Annotated in this window: 22 protein-coding genes; 10 read left to right on the plus strand and 12 right to left on the minus strand. The window is 60.9% G+C overall.

What is annotated here, in order from left to right; genetic code table 11:
• Positions 1-5: 5 nt before the first annotated feature.
• The 3 genes from BBF94_RS04080 to BBF94_RS04090 all read right to left on the minus strand — a co-directional run bounded on the left by BBF94_RS04080 (position 6) and on the right by BBF94_RS04090 (position 3239).
• Complete coding sequence (locus tag BBF94_RS04080) at positions 6-752, minus strand: 2OG-Fe dioxygenase family protein (RefSeq protein ID WP_065257767.1); 747 nt, start codon at positions 750-752, stop codon at positions 6-8.
• Between the two features lie 232 nt (positions 753-984).
• Positions 985-2271, minus strand: a complete 1287-nt coding sequence (locus tag BBF94_RS04085) for an OprD family porin (RefSeq protein WP_065257768.1) — start codon at positions 2269-2271, stop codon at positions 985-987.
• Positions 2272-2570: 299 nt separating this feature from the next.
• Positions 2571-3239: a DsbA family protein gene (locus tag BBF94_RS04090; RefSeq protein ID WP_065257769.1), complete on the minus strand. Its 669-nt coding sequence runs from the start codon at positions 3237-3239 to the stop codon at positions 2571-2573.
• A gap of 255 nt (positions 3240-3494) precedes the next feature.
• Between BBF94_RS04090 and BBF94_RS04095 the strand changes: the two genes are divergently transcribed.
• Positions 3495-5582, plus strand: a complete 2088-nt coding sequence (locus BBF94_RS04095) for a TonB-dependent receptor (protein WP_065257770.1) — start codon at positions 3495-3497, stop codon at positions 5580-5582.
• A 64-nt stretch (positions 5583-5646) separates the two neighbouring features.
• Here the strand turns inward: BBF94_RS04095 and BBF94_RS04100 are convergent, their stop codons facing one another.
• The 3 genes from BBF94_RS04100 to BBF94_RS04110 all read right to left on the minus strand — a co-directional run bounded on the left by BBF94_RS04100 (position 5647) and on the right by BBF94_RS04110 (position 10303).
• Positions 5647-5859 (minus strand): hypothetical protein, encoded by a 213-nt coding sequence (locus BBF94_RS04100; RefSeq protein ID WP_065257771.1) that lies wholly within the window; start codon positions 5857-5859, stop codon positions 5647-5649.
• A 245-nt stretch (positions 5860-6104) separates the two neighbouring features.
• The gene (gene aguA / locus BBF94_RS04105; protein WP_065257772.1) at positions 6105-7211 is read right to left on the minus strand and encodes an agmatine deiminase; all 1107 of its coding nucleotides are present in this window, start codon (positions 7209-7211) and stop codon (positions 6105-6107) included.
• 179 nt (positions 7212-7390) lie between these two features.
• Positions 7391-10303, minus strand: a complete 2913-nt coding sequence (locus BBF94_RS04110; protein ID WP_065257773.1) for an aminotransferase — start codon at positions 10301-10303, stop codon at positions 7391-7393.
• A gap of 179 nt (positions 10304-10482) precedes the next feature.
• Between BBF94_RS04110 and rfbC the strand changes: the two genes are divergently transcribed.
• Genes rfbC through BBF94_RS04130 form a run of 4 tightly spaced genes read left to right on the plus strand, consistent with a single transcriptional unit; the run spans position 10483 to position 14723 of the window.
• Positions 10483-11028, plus strand: coding sequence for a dTDP-4-dehydrorhamnose 3,5-epimerase (gene rfbC, locus BBF94_RS04115; protein WP_065257774.1), 546 nt, complete (start codon positions 10483-10485; stop codon positions 11026-11028).
• 52 nt (positions 11029-11080) lie between these two features.
• On the plus strand, positions 11081-12889 hold the full coding sequence (locus BBF94_RS04120) for a sensor histidine kinase (RefSeq protein WP_065257800.1): 1809 nt from the start codon (positions 11081-11083) through the stop codon (positions 12887-12889).
• On the plus strand, positions 12886-14271 hold the full coding sequence (locus BBF94_RS04125) for a sigma-54-dependent transcriptional regulator (RefSeq protein ID WP_065257775.1): 1386 nt from the start codon (positions 12886-12888) through the stop codon (positions 14269-14271). The genes BBF94_RS04120 and BBF94_RS04125 overlap by 4 nt, the downstream gene beginning before the upstream one ends.
• Entirely contained in the window at positions 14268-14723 is a 456-nt protein-coding gene (locus BBF94_RS04130) for a YiiD C-terminal domain-containing protein (RefSeq protein ID WP_065257776.1), read from the plus strand. The genes BBF94_RS04125 and BBF94_RS04130 overlap by 4 nt, the downstream gene beginning before the upstream one ends.
• Before the next feature lie 15 nt (positions 14724-14738).
• On the opposite strand, the gene cysQ is transcribed toward BBF94_RS04130, so the two are convergent.
• Entirely contained in the window at positions 14739-15572 is an 834-nt protein-coding gene (cysQ, locus tag BBF94_RS04135) for a 3'(2'),5'-bisphosphate nucleotidase CysQ (protein WP_065257801.1), read from the minus strand.
• A gap of 5 nt (positions 15573-15577) precedes the next feature.
• Positions 15578-16144, minus strand: coding sequence for an ADP compounds hydrolase NudE (gene nudE, locus BBF94_RS04140; protein ID WP_065257777.1), 567 nt, complete (start codon positions 16142-16144; stop codon positions 15578-15580).
• A gap of 88 nt (positions 16145-16232) precedes the next feature.
• Here nudE and yrfG point away from each other — a divergent pair, with 88 nt between their 5' ends.
• Positions 16233-16895, plus strand: coding sequence for a GMP/IMP nucleotidase (gene yrfG / locus BBF94_RS04145; protein WP_065257778.1), 663 nt, complete (start codon positions 16233-16235; stop codon positions 16893-16895).
• A 93-nt stretch (positions 16896-16988) separates the two neighbouring features.
• Here yrfG and lysM read toward each other — a convergent pair whose 3' ends face one another.
• Positions 16989-17429, minus strand: coding sequence for a peptidoglycan-binding protein LysM (gene lysM, locus BBF94_RS04150; RefSeq protein WP_065257779.1), 441 nt, complete (start codon positions 17427-17429; stop codon positions 16989-16991).
• A 136-nt stretch (positions 17430-17565) separates the two neighbouring features.
• Between lysM and BBF94_RS04155 the strand changes: the two genes are divergently transcribed.
• The 4 genes from BBF94_RS04155 to BBF94_RS04170 all read left to right on the plus strand — a co-directional run bounded on the left by BBF94_RS04155 (position 17566) and on the right by BBF94_RS04170 (position 22420).
• Positions 17566-18453 carry a LysR family transcriptional regulator gene (locus BBF94_RS04155; protein WP_065257780.1) on the plus strand — a complete coding sequence of 296 codons (888 nt, stop codon included), beginning with the start codon at positions 17566-17568 and terminating at the stop codon, positions 18451-18453.
• Positions 18454-18545: 92 nt separating this feature from the next.
• Positions 18546-19385, plus strand: coding sequence for a formate dehydrogenase accessory sulfurtransferase FdhD (gene fdhD, locus BBF94_RS04160; RefSeq protein ID WP_065257781.1), 840 nt, complete (start codon positions 18546-18548; stop codon positions 19383-19385).
• Positions 19382-21730, plus strand: coding sequence for an FdhF/YdeP family oxidoreductase (locus BBF94_RS04165; protein ID WP_065257782.1), 2349 nt, complete (start codon positions 19382-19384; stop codon positions 21728-21730). The genes fdhD and BBF94_RS04165 overlap by 4 nt, the downstream gene beginning before the upstream one ends.
• Before the next feature lie 210 nt (positions 21731-21940).
• Positions 21941-22420: a glycine zipper domain-containing protein gene (locus tag BBF94_RS04170; protein WP_065257783.1), complete on the plus strand. Its 480-nt coding sequence runs from the start codon at positions 21941-21943 to the stop codon at positions 22418-22420.
• Between the two features lie 64 nt (positions 22421-22484).
• Here BBF94_RS04170 and BBF94_RS04175 read toward each other — a convergent pair whose 3' ends face one another.
• The 3 genes from BBF94_RS04175 to BBF94_RS04185 form a co-directional block, all read right to left on the minus strand.
• Positions 22485-22916, minus strand: coding sequence for an acyl-CoA thioesterase (locus BBF94_RS04175; RefSeq protein WP_065257784.1), 432 nt, complete (start codon positions 22914-22916; stop codon positions 22485-22487).
• A 31-nt stretch (positions 22917-22947) separates the two neighbouring features.
• Positions 22948-24171 (minus strand): 3-hydroxyacyl-CoA dehydrogenase, encoded by a 1224-nt coding sequence (locus BBF94_RS04180; RefSeq protein WP_065257785.1) that lies wholly within the window; start codon positions 24169-24171, stop codon positions 22948-22950.
• An 88-nt stretch (positions 24172-24259) separates the two neighbouring features.
• Positions 24260-26209: a RecQ family ATP-dependent DNA helicase gene (locus tag BBF94_RS04185; RefSeq protein WP_065257786.1), complete on the minus strand. Its 1950-nt coding sequence runs from the start codon at positions 26207-26209 to the stop codon at positions 24260-24262.
• Positions 26210-26290: the final 81 nt, after the last annotated feature.

Genomic DNA, 26290 nt, shown 5'->3' on the forward strand with positions numbered 1-26290 from the left:
TCTGATTAGCGAACAATGTCGAAAGCGGTCCCGGGCCGCGAGAAGGAAATCGCCAGAATCTGCCGATACGCCATGGCATGGGAATGGGTGTTGCGCGCCGGTGTCACGTAGTGGCGCATGTCGCGGTCGAGGAAGTAAGTGGTGTCGAGAATTTCCTGGTAGGTGGTCGACGCCAGTTGCTGCTCGTGAATGTCGTACAGGCGGCTTTCAGCACCCTCGACATTGTTGCGGCCCCAGAAGTGCACACCGCTGAACGGGTAACCGTCGCAGTGAATGCCCTCCGGCGTGATTTCCAGCTGTTTGCCGGGCTTGATCTCGATGCGGATCTGATGGATCTGGCATTGCCAGATTTCATCGTGCAACTCTTCCGGCAGCACGTTTTTGTACACTTCGAAATCGGTGTCGATCAGGCTGCGCATCACCGGCGAGCCGATGACTTCGTCCGAGAAGTCCTGGAAGTGCCGCACCACGCCGCCCACATAGCTGTTGTTGGCCTTGGACTGCACGTATGCGCGATGTTCCAGCTGTTTGAGTTCGCGAGTCTTGGGGTTGTATTCGAAGTCGCTGTAACGACGGTAACGCATGCCGGCATCGGCCTGACCGTAGTAGCTGTCAGGCTCCATGTTTTCCCAACTTTTGGTCAGTCTGACGAAGTCGGCGAAATGACCGTAGAGATTGAAGTCAGCACCCTGCACATTGGCGTACTTGTCGCGCCGTAGCGATTCGCCCACTTCTCTGGTTAAAACGATCATTACCAAATTCTCCGCTGCATTGAGCGGCCTAATCTATTAGGTGGAGAATTTGCGTCCATGAGAAAGAATTTCAGGCATTTGAAGCCCTGTTTGAAGCGCGATTTGAAACGGCCTGAAAGTGCATTTCAAATGACAAAAACACGGGTTTTTATACTTTTTTCAGAAAAAATGTCAAAAAAAAACCCCGAACCATTCGGGGTTTTTTATCGCGTTTCGCGGGTTCAACCGATCATCAGAAGATGTTGATCGGGTAATCCACGAACACCCGCAGTTCGTTACCGCTGACGTTGTACTCGCTGGATTTCTGCGATACACGCAGGATCGAGCTGCGCAGTTTCACGCTCAGGTCCTTGGCCGGACCGCTCTGCACGACGTACTTGAACTGGTTGAAGATCTCGCGCTCGGTGCCGCCTTCGCTGGTGGACGTGGTGATGTTGTCGCCACGCACGTAAGCGAAGTTGTAGCTCAGGCCCGGTACGCCGAATGCGCCGAAGTCCAGGCCGTAGCCCAGTTGCCAGCTGCGCTCGTCTTCAGCGTTGAAGTCTGACCAGTAGGAGTTGGCCAGATAGATGGTGTTGCCACCGTCACCTACGCGACCCTGACCTTTCTGGTAGCCGCCGTAGGCATAACCCAGGTTGCTGTCGCCAGTGGAACGCTGGTGCGCCACGGTGAAGGAGTGCGGGCCGGTGGCGAAGGTCGCTGCCAGGCTCCAGATCTTGTTGTCGTCGCCGGTCACACCGTTTTCGCGGACGTAGGAGTTGTCCAGCTTGGTGCGGTAACCGTTGAAGTCCAGGGTCAGGGACTGATCCTTGTCGATCGGGAACACATAATTGGCGTTCACATATTGCTTCTTCAGCACGTCTTCGACGTCGGAAGCGTACAGCGCAGCCTTGAACTGTTCGGTGAACTGGTAGCTGCCGCCCAATACGTTGATCGACTTCAGGCCACCGCTGTCACGGCCCTCAGCGCTCTTGCGCGATTCGGCGGTGAAACGACCGGCATCCAGTTGCAGGCCCTTGATCTCTTTGGAGGTGATCAAGGTACCGGTGTAGCTTTCCGGCAGCAGACGCGAATTGTCGTAATTCAGCACCGGCAGGGCCGGCATCTGGTCGCCGTAGGTCAGGGTGGTGCTGGACAGACGGAATTTCACCGCTGCGCCGCCCTTGGACAGGTCGTCAGCCGCGTTGCCGCTGTCACCCTGCTTGAAGAAGTCGATACCGCCAGCGCCGCTGCGGCCCTTGCCGCCGTCCAGACGCAGTGCATACAGACCGAATGCGTCCACACCCACACCGACGGTGCCCTGGGTGAAACCGGAGGAGAACGTACCGATGGCCGCCTGGCCCCACTCGGCCTTGTCCTTGTTGCCGTCTTTGTAATCACGATTGATGTAGGCATTGCGCAACAGCACTTTGAGGCTGCTGTCTTCCACAAAACCCTTGGACTCGGCCTGGTCGTTAGCCATGGCCTGAGTGGCGCTCAACATCCCCAATGCGATCAGACTGATCCGCTTGTTCAACATTTTGTTTTCCTTATTACGGGTTGAAACGCGCTGTGTCGAACGGCTGAAACGGCGCTTGATGCACTCTTTTATTCACCCCGAAACAAAAAGACCCGCCCAGGACATTGTCATGGCGGGCCTGCTCCTGATTTTGTGTCATGGCGGTTAGCCACAGGCGTTGGGCCGAATCGTAGCCGCGCCCTGAACAATGTGTCAATTTCAAGAATCGTCTTTAAATAGGCAAAAATCGTCTAATAAAAGTAAATTTTCCGACGGCTTCGTGCAGGGAAACGCCAGTAATAAGTGATTTTGATGCCCTGTCACGCGCAACCGTCGAGGCCACAGGCCGGCAAGGCTTGCGTGTCGGGTGCCGACGGGATCGACTCGCTCAACCATTGTGCAAACGCCTGCGGTTTGCCAAGCCACGGGCCGATATCGATCAGGGTGAACTGACCGTCCCGTTCCAGCGCGAAGGTCGGGAAGCCTTGGCCACCGAGTTTCGCCAGCAATGCGCGGCTGCTCTTTATGTGTTGATCGGTATCGGTCGCTTGCAGTGTTTTGAGGAAAACTTCCGCCTTGTAGCCAAACTCGACCGCGCATTCCACCAGCACGGCCTCATCGGCAATCCGCCAGCCTTCTACATAGTGTGCGGTTTGCAAACGGCCCAGCAGTTCCAGGCCACGTCCATCGATGCTTTCTGCTGCCATGACTGCGGCAGTCGGTGGCGCGGAATCAAATACCGCCGTGTGATCACGCAACAGGCCTTCGAAATAGGCTTCGCCAAATGGCTGTCCGGTGTACTCGGCAATGCGCCGGTCGTGGGGCATCACGTAATTGCGCAGTTGCGGTGAAACGCTCTGACGGTTGGCACCGGTCATCATGCCGCCCGCATGGGCGATAACCGGCAGCACATGCTGTGCGGCTTGAACGAGCGGTTTGGCGCCGTAGCACCAGCCGCACAGAGGGTCGTAAATGTAGTGAAGGATCATCTGAAAACTCCGGGAAATCGATGGCTGCCACGTTAATCCCTCGGCCGTTGCGGAAAAACGCCGGAATGGCTTTCAGTCTGTTTCGGCAATCGGTCGAATGCGTTTGTTGTGAGACCTGTGACAGCCGTGACACAGAACAGAAACAAATTGACACAATCAAACCGCGGAACTTTTTCAGAATAATTAACGGCAGCAAATGCAAAGCATTACCATTCGCGCGCTCGAATTCTTCCACCCTTTCGGATGCGCTTTTCAATGCCTGCCCCGTTCCGTCTCACGCCCGTCACGCTTGGGCTTTCTGCCTTTTTGTCCTCCGGTTTCGCTTACTCCGCGACCGAGCTTCCCGCCACTTCGATCAGCGTCGAGTCGCAGATCGATGATCCGCGTGTGAAGGTCAGCAGCACCGCGACCCGCACCTCCACCCCGGTACGCTATGTGCCCCAGGCGATCGATTCGATCAAGACCGCCAACGTCGCGGACTACGGCATCAATGACATCGAAGACGCCCTGAGCGGGATTCCCAACGTCAGCGGAGGAGGCGACACACGCTTCGACAGCCTGCGCATCCGTGGTTTCGATGCCAGCAACGACTTCTATCTGGACGGCATCCGCGACGATAGCCAGTACAAGCGCGATCTGCACAACATCGAACGCGTAGAAGTGCTCAAGGGCCCCGCAGCCGTGCTGTACGGCCGCGGCAGCCAGGGCGGGATCGTCAACCGTGTCAGCAAGGCACCCGAGGCCGGCCGCCGCTCGACCATTGAGGCCCAAGGCGGCAGCGAGGACCTGCGCAGTCTGTACGCCGACCTCAGCGCCGACCCGAACGAGAACATCAGCCTGCGCCTGAACATGGGCAACATGGACGAGAACAGCTTCCGTGACGGCGTCAGCGGCAACCGCAAACTGTTCGCGCCGTCGATAAGCTGGCAACTGACCCCTGACCTGAACTGGCTGGTGCAATACGAATACAGCCGCAACAACCGCACCCCGGATCGCGGCATTCCCGGAATTGGCGGGCGCCCGGCCGACGTCGGTCGGGACACGACTTACGGCAACGATCACGACTTCATCGACGACAAGACGCAATCCCTGCGCTCCCGGCTCAGTTATGAACTCAATGACAATTGGCAGCTGCGCCACACCCTCGGCGTGTTCAAGCTCGACAGCGATTTCGACAATACCTACCTCACCGGCTTCGACGCGAAGACCAACAAGGTCACCCGCCAGCACTGGCAACAGGACCTGACCACCCGCAACGTCTACAACAACGTCGAACTGGAAGGCGGCTTCGACACCTTCGGCCTCGAGCATCGTCTGCTGACCGGGATCGAAACCGGCAGCCAGCGCCGCGACCCGACGCTGTACAACGCGGCCACCGGCCGGGGCACTCAGCCGGTGCCGTCGCTGGACCTGTACAACCCCGACCGCGACCTGCGCCACACCGGGCGCATGCAGGTGTCGAGCAGCAGCCACACCGAAGTCGAAAGTCGTGCGATCTACGTTCAGGATCAACTGCGCCTGAATGATCAATGGCAATTGCTGGCCGGTTTGCGCTACGACACCTTCGACATCGAGTCGACCAACAAGCTGCGCAACATTTCCGAAGACCGTGACAGTCACAGCACCAGCCCGCGTTTCGGCGTGGTCTGGACGCCACTGCAGAACCATTCGTTTTACGCGTCGTGGACCAAGACCTTCTCGCCGGTCGGTGGCGGTCTGATCGGCATCACCCCCGGCGCGACGGGCAACACCAACGACCTGAGCCCGGAGCTGACCAAACAGAAAGAAATCGGGGTCAAGAGCGACTGGCTCGACGATCGCCTGAGCACCACTCTGGCGATCTACGAGCTGGAGCTTTACAACCGTCGCACCACCGATCCGAACGACCCGACCCTGACCGTACTCAGTGGCCTGCAACGCTCGCGCGGGATCGAACTGACCGGCACCGGCAAGATCGTCGGTAACTGGTACATGCGCGGTGGCATCGGCGTACAGGACGCGACCATCGAGAAGGACAACAACGGTCTTGAGGGCAAGCGCGTCAACAACGTGGCCAAGCACAATGGCAGCCTGTTCCTGACCTGGAAACCGGAGATGGGCTGGTACGGCGAAACCGGTTTGACCCTGGTCGGCCAGCGTTACGCCGACAACGCCAACACCACGGTGTTACCGGGTTACGGTCGCTGGGACGCGCTGGTCGGCTACCGCCACAAGGACTGGGACCTGCGTGCGGCGCTGAACAACATCACCGACCGCGAGTATTACGCCTCGGCCACCAGCGCCTTCCAGATCCAGCCGGGCACGCCGCGCAGCCTGGTCATGACGGGCACTTACAGCTTCTGATTCGCGCCCATAAAAAAAGCGCTGCCATCCCGGCAGCGCTTTTTACAATCCCTGTCTGTTCTTCTTATCCTTCCATCACATCCCAAAGTGCGTCCAGTTCGGCCTCGCTGAACAGGCCAGCGGGGTAACGCTCGATCATCATCCGGCGCGGATCAGGTTCCCTGATCTGACGCGTTCCATTGGACTTCAACCAGTGCGCGACAATCTGGAGCGACTCACTATTTACAGCCATGGGATGCAACGTCCGCTCGCTGATTACGTTCACTTCGGCGTTCATGTCAGCGCTCTCTCCCCGTTCGTGAGCGGCTAAGTTATCCAAGGTTTATGACAGAACTGTTGAAGTTCTCCCCCCTCCCTAGTGCGTCATGAGCGATACAAGAGCTATGCCAATGTCTGCCGATTGTCGACCAGCGGACATAAAGAAACCCGCAGTCCTGACGGGCTGCGGGTTTCTCTTCAAGCGTGGGCAACAAATGACTGCCCGGTCGATTTTCCAATCAACTCAAGCTGTTACATCCGCACTCACTCTTTGTGCGGCGCGGGTTGCTGTTGGGTAAGGCAGTGAATATTGCCGCCGCCCAGTAACAGTTCGCGGCCCGGCACCATCACCACTTCGTGCTGCGGGAACAGCTTCTGCAGGATCTCCCGGGCCGGAGCGTCCATCGGGTCGTCGAAGCTTGGCGCGATGATGCCGCCATTGACGATCAAAAAGTTCACGTAGGAACCGGCCAGACGCACGCTCGGGTTGCGCTCCTGAGTGCCGTCCACCGGGTCCACGCCCGCACATTCTTCTTCGGTGGCAAACAAAGGTCCCGGGATCGGCATCTTGTGCACTGTGAACGGGCGGCCCTTGGCGTCGGTGCTGCTTTCCAGCACCTTCATCGCAGCCTGGCAGCGCGGGTAGTTCGGGTCCTGCGGATCATCGGTCCACGCCAGCAGCACTTCACCCGGACGCACGTAGCAGCAGAAGTTGTCCACATGACCATCGGTTTCGTCGTTGAACAGGCCATCCGGCAGCCAGATGATCTTGTCCACCGACAGGTTGTCGCGCAGCACCGCTTCGATTTCTTCGCGGCCCAGGTGCGGGTTGCGATTGCGGTTGAGCAGGCATTCCTCGGTGGTGATCACAGTGCCTTCACCATCGACATGAATCGAACCGCCTTCCAGCACGAAGCCTTCGGTGCGATAACGCGGGCTGCGCTCGATCTCGAGAATCTTGCCGCCAACCTGGGAATCGCGATTCCACGGCGAATACAGACCGCCGTCGAAACCGCCCCAGGCGTTGAAATCCCAGTTCACGCCGCGCACTTCACCGCTGTGGTTGATCACGAACGTCGGGCCGCTGTCGCGAACCCAGGCGTCATCGCTGGACATCTCGACCACGCGGATATTCGGCACGTCGAGGCGCGCACGAGCGTTTTCGTACTGGCCGGCGGACACCGCCACGGTCACCGGTTCGAAACGTGCGATGGCCTTGGCCACCGCAGCATGAGCGGCCTGCGCCGGCTTGCCGCCCAGACGCCAGTTGTCCGGACGCTCGGGCCAGATCATCCAGGTCTGGGTGTGCGGCGCCCACTCGGCCGGCATGTAGAAGCCATCGGCGCGTGGGGTACTTTTCAAGGTGGTCATGTCGATCAGGACTCCAGTGAACGGTCGAGGTTGTTCAATGCGCCGAACAGGTTTGGACGACGGACGATGATGACTTTATAAACGATAAATATCGACTTTAAAAGCTAAAAACAAATGACAGTTTTTGTTTTTACCGATTAATGCCGATAGAAATCGACATTAATCGGCCCTCTGTAGGCTCAGAGGCCTTCTTCCAGCACCTTCGACAGCATGTCGACAAAGAAATCCACGCTCTGCCGGGACGTGACCATCGGCGGTTTGATCTTGAGAATGTTCAAGTCATCGCCGGTCGGCTGCATGAAGATTCCCAACTCTCTCAGACGATCGCACAGCAACGTGGTTTCTTCGGTCGCCGGCTCCAGGGTCTGCCGATTGCGGATCAGTTCGACCCCCAGATAGAACCCCGATCCGTGAACCGCGCCGACCAGCGGATGTTTATCGATCAACGCCTCCAGCCGCTGCTTGAAGTGCCCGCCGACGACCTGGGCGTTTTCCCAGAGCTTTTCTTCTTCCATGACATCAAGCACCGCCATGCCGATCTGGCAGCTCACCGGGCTGCCACCGGCAGACGAGAAGAAATAACCCTCGGCCTCCAGCGCTTCGGCGATCTCCCGACGGGTGATCACCGCGCCCAGCGGCTGGCCATTACCCATGCCTTTGGCCATGGTGATGATGTCCGGCACCACGCCCTGCTCTTCGAAGCCCCAGAAAAAGCGGCCCATGCGCCCGTAACCGACCTGCACCTCGTCGGCGATGCACACGCCGCCCCGGGCGCGCACCAGTTCATAGACTTTCTTCAGATAGCCCGGCGGCAGCGAGATCCCGCCCGCGTTGCCATAGACCGGCTCGCAGATGAATCCGGCCAACTGGCGTTTCTGTGCGTCGATTTTCGCCAGATGATGCTCGACGCTGCGCACATAGTCCGGTGCCGAATCGAGGCCACGGAATTCACCCCGATAGATGTTCGGTGCGGTCACCGGGTGCACCCAGTCCGGACGGCTGCTCAGGGCCTGCGGGTTGTCGGCGATCGAGGTCGACACCGCATCCGCGCCGACCGTCCAGCCGTGATAGGCCTCGAGCACGCTGAGCATGTCGCGCCCACCGCTGTAGGCCCATGCCAGGCGAATGGCCAGGTCGTTGGCCTCGCTGCCGCTGTTGACCAGAAAGACCCGGTCCATGCCTTGCGGCGCCAGTTTCAGCAAGCGCTCGGAAAACTCCGCGACCGCCGCATAGTTGAATCGCGAGTTGGTATTGAGCAGTGACCACTGTCGGCTCGCGACTGCCGCCATGCGCGGATGACCATGGCCCAGCACCGCGACGTTATTAAGCATGTCGAGGTAGGAGCGGCCCTGCATGTCGATCAGGTGATTGCGCCAGCCGCGTTCGATACGCGGCGGGTCGACGTAATAGTGTTTTTGAGTACGGGCGAAACTGGCGTCACGGCGGGCCAGCAGGGTTTTCGCGTCCAGCTCCGGCTCGGCGTCGCAGGCCAGGCCCAGCAGTGCTGCCGGCGATGGTGCCAATATTTGCCACACCAACGCACGCGTCGGTGTACAGAACAGCGGGACCTCCAGATGCGCATCGCGAACCAATTGCACAATCAGCGGCCCGTCCACCGATCCAAACACCTGACCTTTGACCAGCGCCGCACCACCCTGCAACGACGGCGTCACGCCCCACAGACGCAGGCTCAGTTGCGGGCCGTCGAGTCGCAACGCGCCATCGACTGACAAATGCAGTACACCGGCGAACGGCGCTTCCACTGCGGTACCCTGCGGCACACGCAATTCGACGTGCAGCGGGAACGTCTCGGGTTCCACGGCGCTGTCAGGCCGGGTGCGGGACAACCGGTATTGCCCATAGCGACTGGCGGCAAGACCATGAATGACGGCAGCCTCGTCCAGCAACCGCTGATCGATCCCCGATTGCTCCCAATTGCCCGCCTCGAAGTGCGCACTCAACACACCAAGATCGATCAACGCGAATTCGCGCCCGACCAGATCCGGCAGCAACGGTGCGAAACCTTCACTGTCGATGGCCGGCATCGTCTGCCCGACCGCCGAGAGGATCGCCGCTTCCATCAATGCCAATGGCACAGACGTGGCAACCCGAAAAATCTCCCACTCATGGATCAGGTTGTCGCGGCTATAAGTGTTGCCCGGGTCGATGGCGACTTGCTGCTCGCCACTGAGCACCAGCACCGCCGCCCGCATCACGATCAGCGGCCACAGCGCCTGCAATTCCTCGTTTCGCAGCGGATTCACCGCGTGGTAGGCCTGTACCGCCGGCAGAATCACGAACGGATCGCCTGCGGCGTGATGCAGCAGCGCGGCACAGGTGACGGACAGGTCGGTGATGCGCCATGTACGCACCAGGTCACCGAAATCGATGACGCCCTGCAACTGCCAGTGCCGCCGTGCATCACGCTGCCAGACCACATTGTCATCGGTGATGTCCATGTGGATCGCCTGCACCGGGAGCTTATCCAGCAAGGGTTGCAGACGGCGCCCGGCCTGCTCGGCGGCCTCGGTGATCAGTGCGCGCTGGTGCTGATCCCCGATCACCGGCAGCAGATGCTCGATCAGTGCGCTGGCGTGGCGCGCGTCCCACTGCAAGGTGCGCTCAAGTCCCGGATGGTCGAACCCGGCCAGGGCCAGATCCATTTCGCCGCAGAGTCGGCCGAATCCGGCGACGACTTCGTGGCCAAGATGATCGAGCGCGGTCAGCGGCTGACCTTCGATGTAATCGAGCAGCCGCACATGCACCGCTTCACCGTCGATCTCCAGCGACAACAGGTCCTGGCCGTCATTGGCCGGGATGACCCGGGGAACGTGGACATCGCCATGTTCGGCCAGATACTTCAGGCCGGCGTGCTGGGCCTGCAACTCCACCAGTGAATAGTCGCCCCGGCAGATCTTCAGCACGAACCGCCCACGCTCACTGTCCACGCGATAGTTGAGGTCCTGCTGGCTGCCCAGCGCCTGCAGCCTGCCGTTCAACCCGTAATGCTGCTCCAGCACATGCAGCGCCTGCTCGGCGGTGACCTGTGGGCCGGGAAGACTGGCGCGATGAATCAACGTGGCGAACGACATGGAACGACCCCTGAAATTTTATTAGGCGCCTATATCGCCATCGCTTCAGGCGATAAGCAACCCCCTGCCATCCGTCCCTTTCGGCCTCGCGCGCACGACGTATTTGCAAGTCGGCACTCGCGCCCATCGGCACTTTGCGCAAGAATGTCGCCCATCCAACCTGCCACCGGAAAATATTCATGAATGTAATCACCACCGACTTGCCCGGTGTTCTGATCATCGAACCCAAGGTATTTGGTGACGAGCGCGGCTTCTTTTATGAAAGCTTCAACGCCAGGGCTTTTCAGGAAGCGACCGGTCTGGACACGCAGTTTGTCCAGGACAACCATTCCCGCTCGCAGAAAGGCGTCCTGCGCGGTTTGCACTACCAACTGGAAAACACCCAGGGCAAACTGGTCCGCGTCACGGTCGGCGAAGTGCTCGACGTAGCCGTCGATATCCGTCGCAGCTCGCCTCATTTCGGCAAATGGGTGGCGGTACGGCTGTCGGCAGAAAACCATCGCCAACTGTGGATACCGGAAGGTTTCGCACACGGTTTCGTGGTCCTCAGCGAATTCGCCGAGTTCCTCTACAAGACCACCGATTACTACACCCCATCCGCCGAACGGAGCATTCGCTGGGACGACCCGGACCTGGGTATCGACTGGCAACTGGACGAAGCCCCGAAACTGTCGGCCAAGGATCAGGCTGGGGCGCTGCTCAAGGATGCCGACGTCTTTTCCTGAAGTGCTTCAGGCCTAGGCATAATGCGCCTGTACTCCCAGGCGCCCGATGCTCATGACTCCAACCGTTCCCCGCCGCCCCCGCTGGCGCAGTCTCGCCTTGTTGGCCCTTTGTCTGGCGCCGTTGCTGTGGCCGCTGCAGCATCTGGCCGAGCGCTATTACCGCAGCGAATTGATCGGTCAGAATCGCCAGACCCTCGACCTCTACGTCGCCAACCTGCTGGGCACCCTGCATCGCTACGAAGTACTGCCACAGATCCTCGGCGACCTGCCGGCCCTGCGGGCGGTCATCGGTGCACCGGACGATGGTGTCACACAGGGCAACGCCAATCGCCTGCTGAAAAACATTGCCGCCCAGACCGGCGCCGAAGTCATGTATCTGATGGATACCAGCGGCAAGACACTGGCAGCCTCTAACTGGGACAAACATGACAGTTTCGTCGGGCGCAACTTCTCGTTCCGGCCCTACTTCAACGAGGCGATGGCCGGGCGGCTGGGGCGCTTCTTCGGCCTTGGCACGACGTCCGCCAAGCGCGGCTACTTCTTTGCGGCGGCCGTGCGCAATGGCGAAAAAATCATTGGCGTACTGGTCATCAAGGTCGATCTGGACCACACCGAAAGCCTGTGGGGCAAAACCCCGGAGCAATTGCTGGTGACCGATCACAATGGCGTGGTCATCCTTACATCGCGCCCGGAATGGCGATTCCGCTCGACTCGCCCGCTGAACGACGACGAACGCTCGGCGATCACCGCCATACAGCCGTATCCGACCCGTTCGCCGCGCCCGCTGAATCTCAGCCCGACCGCCTGGCTGACCCAGACCCGGGAAATCGAAGAAACCGGCTGGAGCGTCAGTATTCTCGCTCCGCGCACGCTGATCGACCGTCCTGTGCGCACCGTTGTGGCTGTCGGCGGCGCCACGCTGCTGGTGGTAATGCTGTTGCTGGGACTGTTGATGCAGCGTCGCCGCCACTATTTGGAACGGATCGCCTTCGAGGCCAAGGCGCGACGAGAGCTCGAAGGCCGGGTCGCCGAACGCACCAGCGATCTGGAGGGGCTCAACCGGCGCCTGAAACAGGAAGTGCTGGAGCGTGAACAGGCACAGCAGGAACTGGTGCGTGCCCAGGACGATCTGGTACAGGCCGGCAAACTGTCGGCGCTCGGGACGATGTCGGCGAGTATCAGCCACGAGCTCAATCAGCCGCTGGCGGCAATCCGCAGTTACGCGGAAAACGCCGAAGTGCTGCTCGATCATCAGCGCATCGATGATGCTCGCGGCAACCTCAAACTGATCAGCGAACTGACCGGGCGCATGGCCTCGATCATCGCTCACCTGCGCGCCTTCGCCCGCCGTGATCGCCATGCCCCGGAAAGCGTGGCCCTGCAGCCGGCGCTGGACGATGCCCTGGCATTGCTGGCCAAACGACGCCGGAGCATGGACGTCGAGCTGATCCGCGACCTGCCCGCCGCGACGCTGTGGGTCGAGGCCGGAGAAACCCGATTGCGTCAGGTCCTTGGCAATCTGTTGGCCAACGCCCTCGATGCCCTGACCGAGAAAGGTCCGCCGCGCAAATTGTGGCTGAGTGCCGAATCCACCGGCGAAGGCGTCAATCTGTACATTCGCGACAACGGCCCTGGCTTCTGCATGGAAGCGCTGGGCCGCGCCAGCGAGCCGTTTTACACCACCAAGACCCGCACGCAGGGCCTGGGGCTGGGCCTGGCCATTTGCGAAACCCTGATGCGCGCCTTCGGCGGTGAACTGTCGTTCGCCAACCACAAGCAAGGCGGTGCCTTGATTACCCTGCGGCTGCGCGCCGGCGCGCCCGGAGTCAGCCTGCAACCGTCCGAGGATCGAAGTGCATGACCATCGACAACCGCATTCAGGTGGTGCTGATCGACGACGATCCGCATCTGCGCCAGGCCCTCGGCCAGACGCTGGATCTGGCCGGTCTGAAAATCCTTCCGCTGTCCGAAGCCAAGGGGCTGGCCGCGCAACTGGAGCGTGACTGGCCCGGGGTGGTGGTCAGCGACATCCGCATGCCCGGCATGGACGGTCTTGAGTTATTGAGCGAACTGCATGCTCAGGATCCCGAACTCCCCGTGCTGTTGATCACCGGACATGGCGATGTGCCGCTGGCCGTGCAGGCCATGCGTGCCGGAGCCTATGATTTTCTCGAAAAGCCCTTCGCCAGCGACGCCCTGCTCGACAGCGTGCGCCGCGCACTGGCCCTGCGGCGCCTGGTGCTGGACAACCGCAGCCTGCGCATGGCCCTGAGCGACCGCAATGAACTGAGCGCTCGACTGGTCGGCCAGTCGGCCCCGATGGCGCGCCTGCGCGAGCAGATCGGTGCGCTGGCCGCGACCAAGGCTGACGTCCTGATCCTCGGCGAAACCGGTGCCGGCAAAGAAGTCGTGGCCCGCGCCCTGCACGACCTGTCGAGCCGGCGTAACGGTCCCTTCGTGGCGATCAATGCCGGCGCGCTGGCCGAATCGGTGGTGGAAAGCGAGCTGTTCGGCCACGAGCCCGGCGCCTTCACCGGCGCGCAGAAACGCCGGATCGGCAAGTTCGAATTCGCCAATGGCGGCACGCTGTTTCTCGATGAAATCGAGAGCATGAGCATGGACGTGCAGGTCAAATTGCTGCGCATGCTGCAGGAGCGGGTCGTCGAACGCCTGGGCGGCAATCAGCTGATCCCGTTGGACATACGCGTCATCGCCGCGACCAAGGAAGACCTGCGCCAGGCCGCCGATCAAGGCCGCTTCCGTGCGGACCTGTATTACCGGCTCAACGTGGCACCGCTGCGTATTCCGCCGCTGCGCGAACGGGGTGAGGACGTTCTGGTGCTGTTCCAGCACTATGCCGACGAAGCCAGTGCCCGACACGGTTTGCCGCCCCATGAACTGCAACCGGCACAACGGGCGTTGCTGCTGCGTCACTCATGGCCGGGCAATGTGCGGGAATTGCAGAACGCGGCGGAGCGTTTCGCCCTCGGCCTGGAACTGGCGCTCGACAACTCTCGACCCGACGACGGCAGCGCGACCGTCGAAGTCACCAGCGCAGGCCTCAGTGAGCAAGTGGAACAATTCGAGAAGTCCTTGATCGCCGCCGAGCTGGCCCGCTCGCACAGCTCGGTGCGCAGCCTCGCCGAAGCCCTGGGCATTCCGCGCAAGACCCTGCACGACAAACTGCGCAAGCACGGTCTGAACTTCGCCGACAGCAGCAACCATGGAGACGAATCCGAATGAAGCACGACAGCCAATATCTTGAATCCGTCCTCCATCACGACATCCCGCTGACCCGGGACATGGGCCTCAAGGTGCTCGACTGGCACGAACAGCAACTGCGCCTGCACTTGCCGCTTGAGGCCAACGTCAATCACAAGAGCACCATGTTCGGCGGCAGTCTGTATTGCGGTGCGGTGCTGGCCGGCTGGGGCTGGCTGCACCTGCGTTTGAAGGAAGAAGGTATCGACGACGGACACATCGTCATTCAGGAAGGACAGATCAGTTATCCGCTGCCGGTGACCGGCGATGCCATCGCGATCTGCCCGGCACCGGGTGCGGCGGTGTGGAAGAAATTCCTGGCGATGTATCAGCGTTACGGGCGGGCTCGATTGACCCTGCAGACGCGGATCGTCAATGCGGGCAGCGATGAGGATGCTGTGACCTTCAGCGGCCAGTACGTGCTGCACCGCTGAGGCAAGCAAATGTGCTCAGGAACGGGCCAGTTCAAGCAGTTTCGCGCGCCATGCGGCTTTTGCCGGCAGCGCCAAAAAGAACTCGTTCAGCAGTGATTCCCGCGCCGGGTAGCAGAACGCTTCACCGTTCAAACCCAGCACCTCGCCACCCGCGCCTTCCAGCACGCCCTGCGCGGCCGCTGTGTCCCACTGGGATGTCGGCGCCAGTCGCGGATAACAATCCGCCGCGCCTTCGGCCAACAGACAGAACTTCAGCGAACTGCCGATGTTGGCCAGTTGCAACTCGCCAAGGCTTGCACTCAAGCCGGCCAGCAGGCGTTCCTGTTGCGGGCTGGAATGACGGCGGCTGGCGACCACAGTAAAGGCTTCGCCAGGGCCAGGCACGTCACGCACCTGAATCGCTACCGGCGTGCCTCCCTTATCGCCACGCCAGGCCCCCAACCCCGCTCCGCCGACGTAGAAACGCCCGCTGGTCGGCATCGACACCACGCCAAAGACCACCCGGCCATTTTCGATCAAGGCAATATTGACGGTGAACTCCTCGCTGCCGCTGATGAACTCCTTGGTGCCATCCAGCGGATCCACCAGCCACCAGCGCTGCCAGCCGGCGCGCACGCTTTGCGGGATGCCGGCGTCCTCTTCGGACAACACCGGGATGCTCGGGTCCAGGGCCGTCAGGCCGGCGACAATCACATGGTGCGCGGCGATGTCCGCCGCGGTCACCGGCGAATCATCGGACTTGGCGGTAACCGCCACATCGGCGCGCCAGAACGGCAGGATCGCCTCACCGGCCCGCATCGCCAGTTCAACCACCGGTGCCATCATCGGATGGGGAAAATTCATTGATATCTCACTCATGACTGGAAAAAGCCGCGCTGGGTCAGCAGATCGCGGGCCAGGTACAACGCCGCCAAGGCACGACCTTCGGAAAATTGCGGATTTTGTGCCAATGAAGAGAGATCCCGCAGGTTGACCTTGTCCACCCGCATCGGCTCCGGTTCATCGCCTTCCAGTCGCTCTTCGTACAGATCGCTGGCCAGCACCACCTGGATTTTCTGGCTCATATAGCCGGGGGACAACGATAACTCGGTCAGGTGCTCCAGTTGCCGTGCACCAAAGCCTGCCTCTTCCTTGAGCTCACGCTCGGCCGCCGCCAGCACATCCTCACCCGGTTCGATCAACCCTTTGGGCAGGGACAGTTCGTATTCGTCGGTACCACCGCAGTATTCCTCGACCAGCACCGCGTGTTCGGCATCGAGCATGGCCACGATCATCACCGCGCCATAACCGGCGCCTTTGCCCACCAGCCGCTCGTAGGTGCGCTCCACGCCGTTGGAAAAGCGCAGCTTCAGCTCTTCGACACAGAACAGACGGCTGGTGGCGACGATTTCCCGGGCGAGTACGGTAGGTTTCTGGCGCATGCAAAGCTCCTTGGCGTGAACGCGCTACTATAACGCGGCTTTTCCGATAGTTTGCGTCGGATATCTTTCTACCGTTCGAGACGTTGCCATGCCTTCATTACCGTGGTCCGACATTGATACCGTTCTGCTGGACATGGACGGCACGTTGCTCGACCTGCACTTCGACAACCACTTCTGGCTGGAACACCTGCCGCAGCGCTATGCCGAACTGCACGGTGTGAGCCGTGCCATGGCGGAGATGGAGTTGCAGCCGTTGTTCGAACGCCATGCCGGTCAGTTGCAGTGGTATTGCCTGGATTTCTGGAGCGCGGAGTTGAAGTTGTCGGTACGCGAACTGAAGCAGGAAACCGCCCATCTGATTGCCCTGCGCCCCGATGCCGACACCTTTCTCGCGGCGATCAAGCGTGCCGGAAAACGCGTGGTGATGATCACCAACGCGCACCGCGATTCGCTGTCGCTGAAGCTGGAGCGGGTTGAACTGGCGCCGTACTTCGAGCGGTTGATCAGTTCTCACGATTACGGTTTTCCCAAGGAGAACCCGCAGTTCTGGGATGCGTTGCAGGCCGACATCGGTTTCGATCCGGCACGTAGCCTGTTCATCGACGACACCTTGCCGATCCTGCGCAGTGCACGGGATTACGGCGTGGCGCATTTGTTGGCGGTGAAGGAACCGGACAGTCGCAAGGGGCCGAAGGACACGGCGGAGTTCGCGGCGGTCGGGGATTATCGGGAGTTGATCAAAGGGCTTTAGATCGCGCGAACTTCATCGCGAGCAAGCTCGCTCCCACAATGGAAATGCATTCCGATATGGGAGCGAGCCTGCTCACGATTGCGGTTTCGACGATCAGTCAGGAATACGCAGCGTCTGCCCCGGATAGATCTTGTTCACATCCTTGAGCATTGGCTTGTTGGCCTCGAAGATCTTGTTGTACTGGTTGGCATTGCCGTACACCGCCAGGGAAATCGCGCTGAGGGTGTCGCCCTTTTTCACCACCACAAAACGTGCGGCAGCCACGACCGGCCCGGTCACGGTGATCTGGTCATCGACACTGCCCACGCCCTCGATATTGCCGACAGCCAACAGAATCTTTTCTTTCTCTTCCTGGCTCGCCACTTCGCCGGTGACTGTCACCTTGTCGCCATCCACAGTGGCCTGGACGTTCGGGTTACCCAACCCGACCTTGCTGATGTGTTCCTTCAACTGCTCGCTGGCATTGGCGTTGCCGGGGGTCAGCAGATCGATCAGTTTCTCACCTGCTTCTTTTACAAAGCTCAAAAGACTCATGGCGCACACTCCTTGATTTAAGTTCCAGACGCCCAAGCCTAGACCACCGTGAACCCACCCGGTTCCGGCCCGACCAATGACCCTGCCCCCGCGCAAGCGTAGAATCGCCCACCCTTGCCAGCGCCCCGGAGCGTAGATGGACATCAAGCAGCTGAAATTCCTCATCGCTCTCGACGAGACCCGCCATTTCGGCCAGGCCGCCGCCCGCTGTCACATTACGCAGCCAACCCTGTCAATGCGCCTGCGCAGCCTTGAAGAAGAGCTCGATCTGCCACTGGTCAATCGTGGTCAGCGCTTTGAAGGATTCACCGCACCGGGCGAGCGGGTGCTGGCCTGGGCGCGCACGGTACTGGCAGCCTATGACGGCCTGCAGGCGGAAGCGGCGGCCTGTCGCGGCAACCTGATCGGCACCTTGCGCCTGGGCGTGGTCCCGCTGTCGAGTTTCGATCCACTACCACTGATGCAACGCCTGCACGCTGCACACCCGGAGTTGCGCTTCGAACTGTCGGCGCTGAGTTCCGAACAGATCCTCGAACAACTGGCGGACAACCGCATCGACCTCGGGGTGTCGTATCTGGATCGTCTCGACAACGAACGTTTCGAATCACTGGCGTTCGACGAAACCCGTATGGGCCTGTTGTATGACCAGCGCTCCTTCAGCTTCGGCGAGGCTCCACTGAGCTGGCAGGCGCTGATCGAACTGCCGCTGGGCATGCTCACCAGCGGCATGCATTTTCGCCAGTCCATCGACCACAACTTCCACAGTCGGGGCCTGACACCGCAGCCACTGTTGCAGACCGACGCCGTGCACCAGTTGTTACAAGCCGTTCATGGAGGATTCTGCTGCGCGATCATGCCGCTGGACGGCGGCCTCGACAGCCTCACCGATCACCTGCGTTTGCAACCGATCGAAAACGCCCAGACCCTCGCCCGACTGGGCCTGATCATGCGCCGCGGCGCCCCGCGTTCGGCACTGGCCGAGGCCTGTTTCGCGCTTTATCAGAAATCGCCGGCAGCCGTTTGATCGACGGCATCTATCGATAGATCGACACTAGCGATTAGACGCGACAAGTTGCCGCGCCTAGTCTTAACGTTGATCAATCCGTCGGTGATGCCATGAACGCCAAGCGCCCGGCCTGCGCGGCGCCTGCACTCGAAACGCCTGCGCCCGCCGCCAGTCAGACCTACAGCTACAGCGACCTGCCTCTGGCGGAGTCGGCCAGCACTGCGCTGGCCGAGGAAGTTGCATTGGCGATTGCCTACAACGGCATCAGCCAGGCCGTGATGCTGGTGACGCCGACCGACCTCGAAGACTTCATCGTCGGCTTCAGCCTCGGCAGCGGCATCATCGAAGACGCCACCGACATTTACGACCTGCAATTGACCGGGTCGGGCTCGGCGCAATACGCCCAGGTGACCATCGCCAACCGCGCGTTCTGGAATCTCAAGCAACAGCGTCGGCAACTGGCCGGCACCAGCGGCTGCGGCTTGTGCGGCGTGGAAGCGGTGGAGCAGGCGCTGCCCGATCTCAAAGTCTTGCCCGGCGCGCCTTTGCCGCCAGTCGAATGGCTCGAAGGACTGCGCCAGCGCATCGGCGCCTTCCAGCCATTGGGCCAGCATTGCGGTGCGGTGCACGCGGCAGTATTCATGAACGCCAGCGGTGAATTGCTGCTGGGCCGTGAAGACATCGGCCGGCACAACGCTCTCGACAAACTGATCGGCGGCCTGGTCCGGCAAAAGATATCCACAACCGGCGGTCTGGCGATTGTCACCAGCCGCTGCAGTCTCGAACTGATCCAGAAAGTCCTGCGCGCCGGGATCCAGACCCTCGTCAGCCTCTCCGCCCCCACCGGCCTCGCCGTGCAGTGGGCCCGGCGCCATAACCTCAATCTCATCCACCTGCCGCAGAAGAACGCGCCGCGGGTGTATAGCCCAGAAATGGAGAAACACCCGTGAGCCAACACCATCAAGCCGACCAGAAACCCGTCCCGCGCTACAAGCCTTACAAGGGCCCTGCCGGTGGCTGGGGTGCACTGATCAGCGTGGCCCAGGCGTGGTTGACCAGCGACAACGCGCTGAAAAACCTGCGCATGATGCTCAAGACCAACCAGAACGGCGGCTTTGACTGCCCGGGCTGCGCCTGGGGCGATTCGCCGGAAAGCGGCATGGTCAAATTCTGCGAGAACGGCGCCAAAGCGGTGAACTGGGAGGCGACCAAGCGCCGGGTGGACGGCAAGTTCTTTGCCAAACACAGCGTCACCGCTTTGCTGGAACAGAGTGACTACTGGCTCGAGTACCAGGGTCGCCTGACCGAGCCGGTGGTGTACGACGCCGAAACCGATCGCTACAAACCGATCAGCTGGGACGATGCCTACGCCTTGATCGGCAAGCACCTGCGAGCCCTGTCGAGCCCGGATCAGGCCGAGTTCTACACCTCGGGCCGCGCCAGCAACGAAGCGGCGTATCTGTATCAGCTGTTCGTCCGCGCTTTCGGCACCAACAATTTCCCCGACTGCTCGAACATGTGCCACGAGGCCAGCGGCGTAGCGCTGGCGCAAAGCGTCGGTGTCGGCAAAGGCACGGTGACCTTTGACGACTTCGAACACGCCGACGCGATTTTCGTCTGGGGTCAGAACCCTGGCACCAACCATCCACGCATGCTCGAACCGCTGCGTGAAGCGGTGAAACGCGGCGCTCAGGTGGTCTGCATCAACCCGCTGAAAGAGCGCGGCCTGGAGCGCTTCCAGCATCCGCAGCACCCGATCGAAATGCTCACCAACGGTGACAAACCCACCAACACTGCGTATTTCCGCCCGGCGCTGGGTGGCGACATGGCGGTGCTGCGTGGCATGGCCAAGTTCCTGCTGCAATGGGAACGCGATGCGCAGAAGGCCGGTGCGCCGGCCGTGTTCGATCACGACTTCCTCAATGAACACAGCGTCAACGTGCTGGAGTACCTCGGTGTCGTCGACGACACACCGTGGGAACAGATCGTCGCGCAGTCCGGCCTGACCCTGGTGGAAATCGAGCAGGCGGCGCGCATGTACGCCAAAGGCAAGAACGTGATCATGTGCTGGGCGATGGGCATCACCCAGCACCGCCACTCGGTACCGACCATCCAGGAAATCGCCAACCTGATGCTGCTGCGCGGCAACATCGGCAAACCCGGCGCCGGCCTGTGCCCGGTGCGCGGCCACAGTAACGTGCAGGGCGATCGCACCATGGGCATCAACGAGCGTCCGCCGGTGGCGTTCCTCGACGCCCTTGAGCGCCGCTTCCAGTTCAAGGTGCCGCGCCACAACGGGCACAACGTGGTCGAAGCGATTCACGCGATGGCCGAGGGCCGCGCCAAGGTGTTCATCGGTCTGGGCGGCAACTTCGCCCAGGCCACGCCGGACAGCCCGCGCACCTTCCAGGCCCTGCGCAACTGCGACCTGACGGTGCAGATCAGCACCAAGCTCAACCGCAGCCACCTGGCCCACGGCAAGGATGCATTGATCCTGCCGTGCCTGGGGCGTACCGACATCGACATCCAGACCGAAGGCCCGCAAGCCGTCACCGTGGAAGACTCGTTCAGCATGGTGCACGCCTCCAACGGGCAGTTGCAGCCTCTGTCGAACCAGATGCGCTCGGAGCCGTCGATCATCGCCGGTATCGCTGCGGCGACCCTGGGCAGCAAACCGGTGGACTGGAACTGGCTGGTGGCCGACTACCGGCGCATCCGCGAACTGATCGCCGATACCATCCCGGGCTTCAAGGATTTCAACGAGAAGGTCAAGAACCCGGGAGGGTTCTACCTCGGCAACAGCGCTGGCGCGCGCAAGTGGAACACGACTTCGGGTCGGGCCAACTTCAAGCCGAACCTGTTGCCCAAGGACCTGATCCATGAACGCACCCGCGCCACCGGCAAGCTGCCGGATCTGATCCTGCAATCGATGCGCTCCCACGATCAGTACAACACCACGATCTACGGTCTCGACGACCGTTATCGCGGAGTCAAGGGACAGCGCGATGTGCTGTTCGCCAACGAAGCGGACATCATCCGGCTCGGCTTCAAGCCTGGCCAGAAAGCCGACATCGTGTCGCTGTGGGAAGATGGCCGCGAGCGTCGGGTGAAAGGCTTCACGTTGCTGGCATTCGACATTCCGGCGGGACAGGCAGCGGCCTATTACCCTGAGGTAAACCCGCTGGTGCCACTGGAAAGCATCGGGGATGGCAGCCATACGCCAACGTCGAAGTTCATCGCAATCCGGCTGGAAGCGGCGAGTGAGAACGGATTGATCATGGCCAGATCGGCCTGACGGCAACTTTTTCAGCGCCCACAAAAAAGGCCGCTTTTGCATAAAAGCGGCCTTTGTGAAGTAGCTAAAGACCGGCCAAAATCGGTTAAGTTCCATCCATAAATCAGTAACTTGCATAATTGTATACAAGTCGTGCTATTCGTCGGATTTCGATTGTCAGCCTTGTTACACAGCCTCAGGATCGCGCCGTCATCCCTTTGAGGCTCCTCTATGAAGTTCTCCCAGATTCTCTTGTTGTCCCTCGGCCTGGTCAGTGGCTTCGCCTCTGCCGGAGGCACCACCGAAGCCGGTGTGGGCGGCGCATTGGGCGGGGTTCTTGGCTCGGTCGTCGGTCAATCCTTGGGCGGCAGCACAGGTTCAACCATTGGCGCGGCCCTGGGCGGCGCGGGTGGCAGCGCGGTTGGCGCCAACAAACACAGCCGTGGCGAAGCCGCCATTGGCGGTGCATTGGGCGCAGCCGGCGGTAACGTGATCGGCCGCAGCATGGGCGGCACCACCGGCAGCCTGATCGGCGCCGCAGCCGGTGGCGGCGCCGGCGGCGCGCTGGGCAACTACATGGGCAACGAGAGCAATCGCGAAGACCGTCATTACGATCGCGGTCGTGATGATCGCCGCTACTATCGTGACCATCACCCGGGTCGCGGCCATGCCTACGGTCATCGCAAACACCACCGCTACTACCGCGACTGAGGCCGGACCTCGTTGCAGGCAAAGCCGGATCGCAGCTCTCCCGAGCTGCGATTTTTTTTGCCTGTCAAACTGCCAGACGCTCCAGTGCCTGACGCAAACCGGCCGGAATGGCCACCGGCTGGTTCGACGCCCGATCAACGAACACATGCACGAAGCGCCCCGCCGCACACGCTTCATGTTCGCCAGCCTTGAACACGGCCAACTCATATTGCACTGAACTGTTGCCCAGTTTACCGACCCGCAAACCGACTTCGATCAAGTCCGGGAATGCAATCGAGGCGAAGTAATCGCAAGACGAACTCACGACAAACCCCACCACTTCGCCGTCGTGAATATCCAGTCCACCAACCTGGATCAGGTAGGTGTTAACGGCTGTATCGAAAAAGCTGTAGTACGTGACATTGTTGACGTGGCCATAGGCATCGTTGTCGTGCCAGCGTGTGGTGATCGGCTGGAAATGCGGGTAATCGGTACGTTGCGGCATCGGGTTGGACATCAGTGTCGATTCCTTGAGTGATCGGCCCAGTCTAAAGGTAAAAACCCTTGCCTCGCGCCGCCAGCTCGCCAATCAATTGCGCCGGTCGCCACTGATCCCCCTGGCGGGTCTCCAGCGCCAGCAACCGCTTGTGAATGTCTGCCAGCCCCTGGTCGTCCGCCCAGGCCATCGGCCCGCCCCTCTGCGACGGGAAACCATAGCCGTTCAGGTACACCTGATCGATGTCGTGGGCCGATTCGGCAATCCCTTCCTGCAGGATCTTCGCGCCCTCGTTGACCAGGGCCAGAAGGCAGCGTTCGAGGATTTCCTCGGAGCCGATCTCACGGCGATGAAACCCCAGATCTTCGCTGACACTCAATACCAGTGCATCCACCTCGGGATCGTGCTCGGCCTGACGACTGCCCGGCTCGTAGTGGTAGTAACCGTTACCGGATTTCTGTCCGAACCGCCCCAGCTCGCACAGACGGTTATCCACTTGAACCTCCGGCGCGTCCTGGCCTTTGCCGGCCAGCTCCCTGGCACGCCACTCCAGATCGATGCCGACCACGTCGTACATGCGAAACGGCCCCATGGCAAAACCGAAGCCCTGCAACGTCGCATCGATCTGCTGCGGCCAGGCCCCTTCGAGCAGCATCTTTCGCGCCTCCAGCACATAAGGATGAAGCATGCGATTACCGATGAACCCGTGACAGTTGCCCGACACCACACTGACCTTGCCCATGCGTTTGCCCAGTTCAAGCGCAGCTTCCAGCACCGCTGGCGAGGTTTGCGCACCACGGACGATTTCCAGCAGTTTCATGATGTGCGCCGGGCTGAAGAAATGCAGGCCCAGCACTTGAGTCGGGCGGCGCGTCGCAGCGGCGATGGCATCGATGTCCAGCGCCGAGGTGTTGCTCGCCATCAGGGCCTCAGGCTTCAGCACACCATCGAGTTCGCGAAAGATCTTTTGCTTGAGCTCGAGGTTCTCGTAAACCGCTTCAATCACCAGATCGACATTTCGGATCGCCACGTAATCCGCTGCCGCACTGACCCGTGCGATTCGCCTGTCGGCCTCCGCCTGATCGATCCGCCCCTGACGCACGTTATGCGCACAGGTATTGGCCACTGCCTTCAGCGCCTGCTCGAGCATTTGCGGATTGGTGTCGACCCATTGCACTGACACGCCGGCGTTGGCCAGGCACATGACAATGCCGCGACCCATGGTGCCGGCGCCGATCACGGCGGCCTGGCGGATTTCGAAGGATGTCTGACTCATGTTGTTCTCTTGTTGAAGACCCGAAGACAGCCTTCACCATAGTCAGCCACCGGGCCTTTTTGAAGTTCACTGCCGTGATGACCGACATTCAGCAGATGGATTCGCCGGTTCGCAAATGTGCCTGAGCCCACGCCCGCACATCCGCGTAGGGATAGTCCTCCAGCGCTGCATACCCGGAGAGGGTCCGCGCCTTGAGCCTGGTGAACAGCGGCACACTGATCCCGCACAGAAACCGCGTCAGACGTTCCGCCGAAGGAACACACCCGGTCTGTTGCTCGTGCCTGTGGATAAAGTCGCCACACAGTGCCGGGAAACGCTTATCCACAAGCGCCGGCAAGTCGGGAGGCGCCGGCAGCCGGGCAACCTGCCCGTGACACACCGAGCAATGCCCGCAATGCACCGGAGCATTGTGGTCGCCGAAATACTCCGCCAGTCGATGACCCAGACAGCGCTCGGTGGCGAACAGTTCGAGCATCCCGTGAATCCGCGCCACTTCGGCCTGCTCGTGGCGAGAGAAGTAATCATGCAACTCGTCACTCAAAACCTGACTGTCAAACGAGTCGTCCAGGACGTTGTAGACCTCGGTCATCTGTTTGCTTTCCAGCTCGATCCAGCCCTTTTCCTGGAAGTAATCCAGGGCCTTCACCACACGATTGCGCTCAGCCGAGTACTGCGTATACATCGCCTCGAAATTCACCGTGGCCCAGGTCCGCGCGCGGCTTGAGGTCTGGATGATCGCCGCGACGAAATCCCCACGTTCACCCTCAAACCGCTCAAGCAACGCCTCGGGTTCCAGCAGGTACTTGAAACGATATTCGGCGTAATACGCGTAGCGCGGGGCAATCAGTCCGCGCAGCTCCAGTTGCACCAGCAACGTCTTCAATGGCAGCGCACGAATGTTGCTTTGATCTGCCAGCGGCCCGATCAGAAATTCCCATTGGCCTCCAGGCGCAGCGGCCTGCAACTCCTCCAGCACATGGCGAATGCCATCGCGCTCCGGCGTGTCGCCATAGACGAAGTTTTCCAGCACATTAAGGCTGTCGCGGTTGGCCAGCACCAGGCAGTCGGAAGGTTGCCCGTCCCGCCCGGCGCGGCCGATTTCCTGGCTGTAGTTTTCGATGGATTTGGGAAGGTCGAAATGCACCACGTTGCGGATGTCGCTCTTGTCGATGCCCATACCGAATGCGATGGTCGCAACAATGCAATTGGACTGCCCGTCCATGAAGCGCTTCTGGATCACTTCCCGTTGCTCGTGGGGCAGCCCGGCATGATAAGCCTCGGCCTGAATGCCATTGCGATTCAGATGCTCGGCAATGTGCTCGGCGGTTTTCTGCAGGGTGACGTAGACGATGCTCGGCTGGCCCGCCCGCCCGGCCATCCACTCCACAAGCCGTCGACGCTTGTCCTCGCCGCGCACCGGTTCCACCAGCAGATTGAGATTGGGCCGATAGAAACCGGTGGTAATTACATCCTCGGCGGCGATGGCGAATTTCGCCTGCATGTCGGCGATGACTTTCGGCGTTGCCGTGGCGGTCAGCAGCAGGGTCTGCGGGATGTTGAACTGGCGCTGGTAGTGCGGCAGCTTGAGGTAGTCGGGCCGAAAGTTGTGGCCCCATTCGGAGATGCAGTGCGCCTCATCCACCACCAGCAGCGAGATTGGCACCTGCTGCAAAAAATTGCGGAAGCGCTCGTTCTTCAAGCGCTCCACGGAAATCATCAGGATCTTCAGCTCACCGGAACGGGCACGGGCCATCACATCATTGGCATCTTCGCGACTCTGTGCAGAGTCGATGCTGCCTGCCGAAATACCGTGACGCTGCAGGAATGCGAGCTGGTCCTGCATCAGCGCCAGCAACGGCGAGACCACCAGCGTCAGGTGTGGCAGCAGAAGAGCCGGCACCTGGTAGCAAAGGGATTTGCCGGAGCCCGTGGGAAAGATCGCCGCCGCCGAACGTCCGGCCAGAACGGCACTGATCGCCGCTTCCTGACCGGGTCGAAACTGTGGATAACCGAAAACCTGTTCCAGGGTGTTGTGCATGCGCTGTCACTCCGTTGACCGCTGTGATGCCAACAGCCTAGCGGGCGATCGCAGCGAGTCGAGAAAAGGCCGGGGGGCAAA

Origin of the sequence: Pseudomonas bananamidigenes (assembly GCF_001679645.1) — a bacterium.
GTDB classification, from domain to species: domain Bacteria; phylum Pseudomonadota; class Gammaproteobacteria; order Pseudomonadales; family Pseudomonadaceae; genus Aquipseudomonas; species Aquipseudomonas bananamidigenes.

Excerpts from the sequence above, each read along its gene's own strand:
- BBF94_RS04155 (WP_065257780.1), top strand. The coding sequence starts at position 17,566 with ATGGACATCAAGCAGCTGAAATTCCTCATCGCTCTCGACGAGACCCGC.
- BBF94_RS04080 (WP_065257767.1), bottom strand. The coding sequence starts at position 752 with ATGATCGTTTTAACCAGAGAAGTGGGCGAATCGCTACGGCGCGACAAG.
- BBF94_RS04130 (WP_065257776.1), top strand. The coding sequence starts at position 14,268 with ATGAAGCACGACAGCCAATATCTTGAATCCGTCCTCCATCACGACATC.
- BBF94_RS04120 (WP_065257800.1), top strand. The coding sequence starts at position 11,081 with ATGACTCCAACCGTTCCCCGCCGCCCCCGCTGGCGCAGTCTCGCCTTG.
- BBF94_RS04185 (WP_065257786.1), bottom strand. The coding sequence starts at position 26,209 with ATGCACAACACCCTGGAACAGGTTTTCGGTTATCCACAGTTTCGACCC.
- BBF94_RS04170 (WP_065257783.1), top strand. The coding sequence starts at position 21,941 with ATGAAGTTCTCCCAGATTCTCTTGTTGTCCCTCGGCCTGGTCAGTGGC.
- BBF94_RS04125 (WP_065257775.1), top strand. The coding sequence starts at position 12,886 with ATGACCATCGACAACCGCATTCAGGTGGTGCTGATCGACGACGATCCG.
- aguA (WP_065257772.1), bottom strand. The coding sequence starts at position 7,211 with ATGACCACCTTGAAAAGTACCCCACGCGCCGATGGCTTCTACATGCCG.
- BBF94_RS04090 (WP_065257769.1), bottom strand. The coding sequence starts at position 3,239 with ATGATCCTTCACTACATTTACGACCCTCTGTGCGGCTGGTGCTACGGC.
- nudE (WP_065257777.1), bottom strand. The coding sequence starts at position 16,144 with ATGCGCCAGAAACCTACCGTACTCGCCCGGGAAATCGTCGCCACCAGC.
- fdhD (WP_065257781.1), top strand. The coding sequence starts at position 18,546 with ATGAACGCCAAGCGCCCGGCCTGCGCGGCGCCTGCACTCGAAACGCCT.
- BBF94_RS04175 (WP_065257784.1), bottom strand. The coding sequence starts at position 22,916 with ATGTCCAACCCGATGCCGCAACGTACCGATTACCCGCATTTCCAGCCG.
- BBF94_RS04110 (WP_065257773.1), bottom strand. The coding sequence starts at position 10,303 with ATGTCGTTCGCCACGTTGATTCATCGCGCCAGTCTTCCCGGCCCACAG.
- BBF94_RS04100 (WP_065257771.1), bottom strand. The coding sequence starts at position 5,859 with ATGAACGCCGAAGTGAACGTAATCAGCGAGCGGACGTTGCATCCCATG.
- BBF94_RS04095 (WP_065257770.1), top strand. The coding sequence starts at position 3,495 with ATGCCTGCCCCGTTCCGTCTCACGCCCGTCACGCTTGGGCTTTCTGCC.
- rfbC (WP_065257774.1), top strand. The coding sequence starts at position 10,483 with ATGAATGTAATCACCACCGACTTGCCCGGTGTTCTGATCATCGAACCC.
- yrfG (WP_065257778.1), top strand. The coding sequence starts at position 16,233 with ATGCCTTCATTACCGTGGTCCGACATTGATACCGTTCTGCTGGACATG.
- BBF94_RS04085 (WP_065257768.1), bottom strand. The coding sequence starts at position 2,271 with ATGTTGAACAAGCGGATCAGTCTGATCGCATTGGGGATGTTGAGCGCC.
- BBF94_RS04180 (WP_065257785.1), bottom strand. The coding sequence starts at position 24,171 with ATGAGTCAGACATCCTTCGAAATCCGCCAGGCCGCCGTGATCGGCGCC.
- lysM (WP_065257779.1), bottom strand. The coding sequence starts at position 17,429 with ATGAGTCTTTTGAGCTTTGTAAAAGAAGCAGGTGAGAAACTGATCGAT.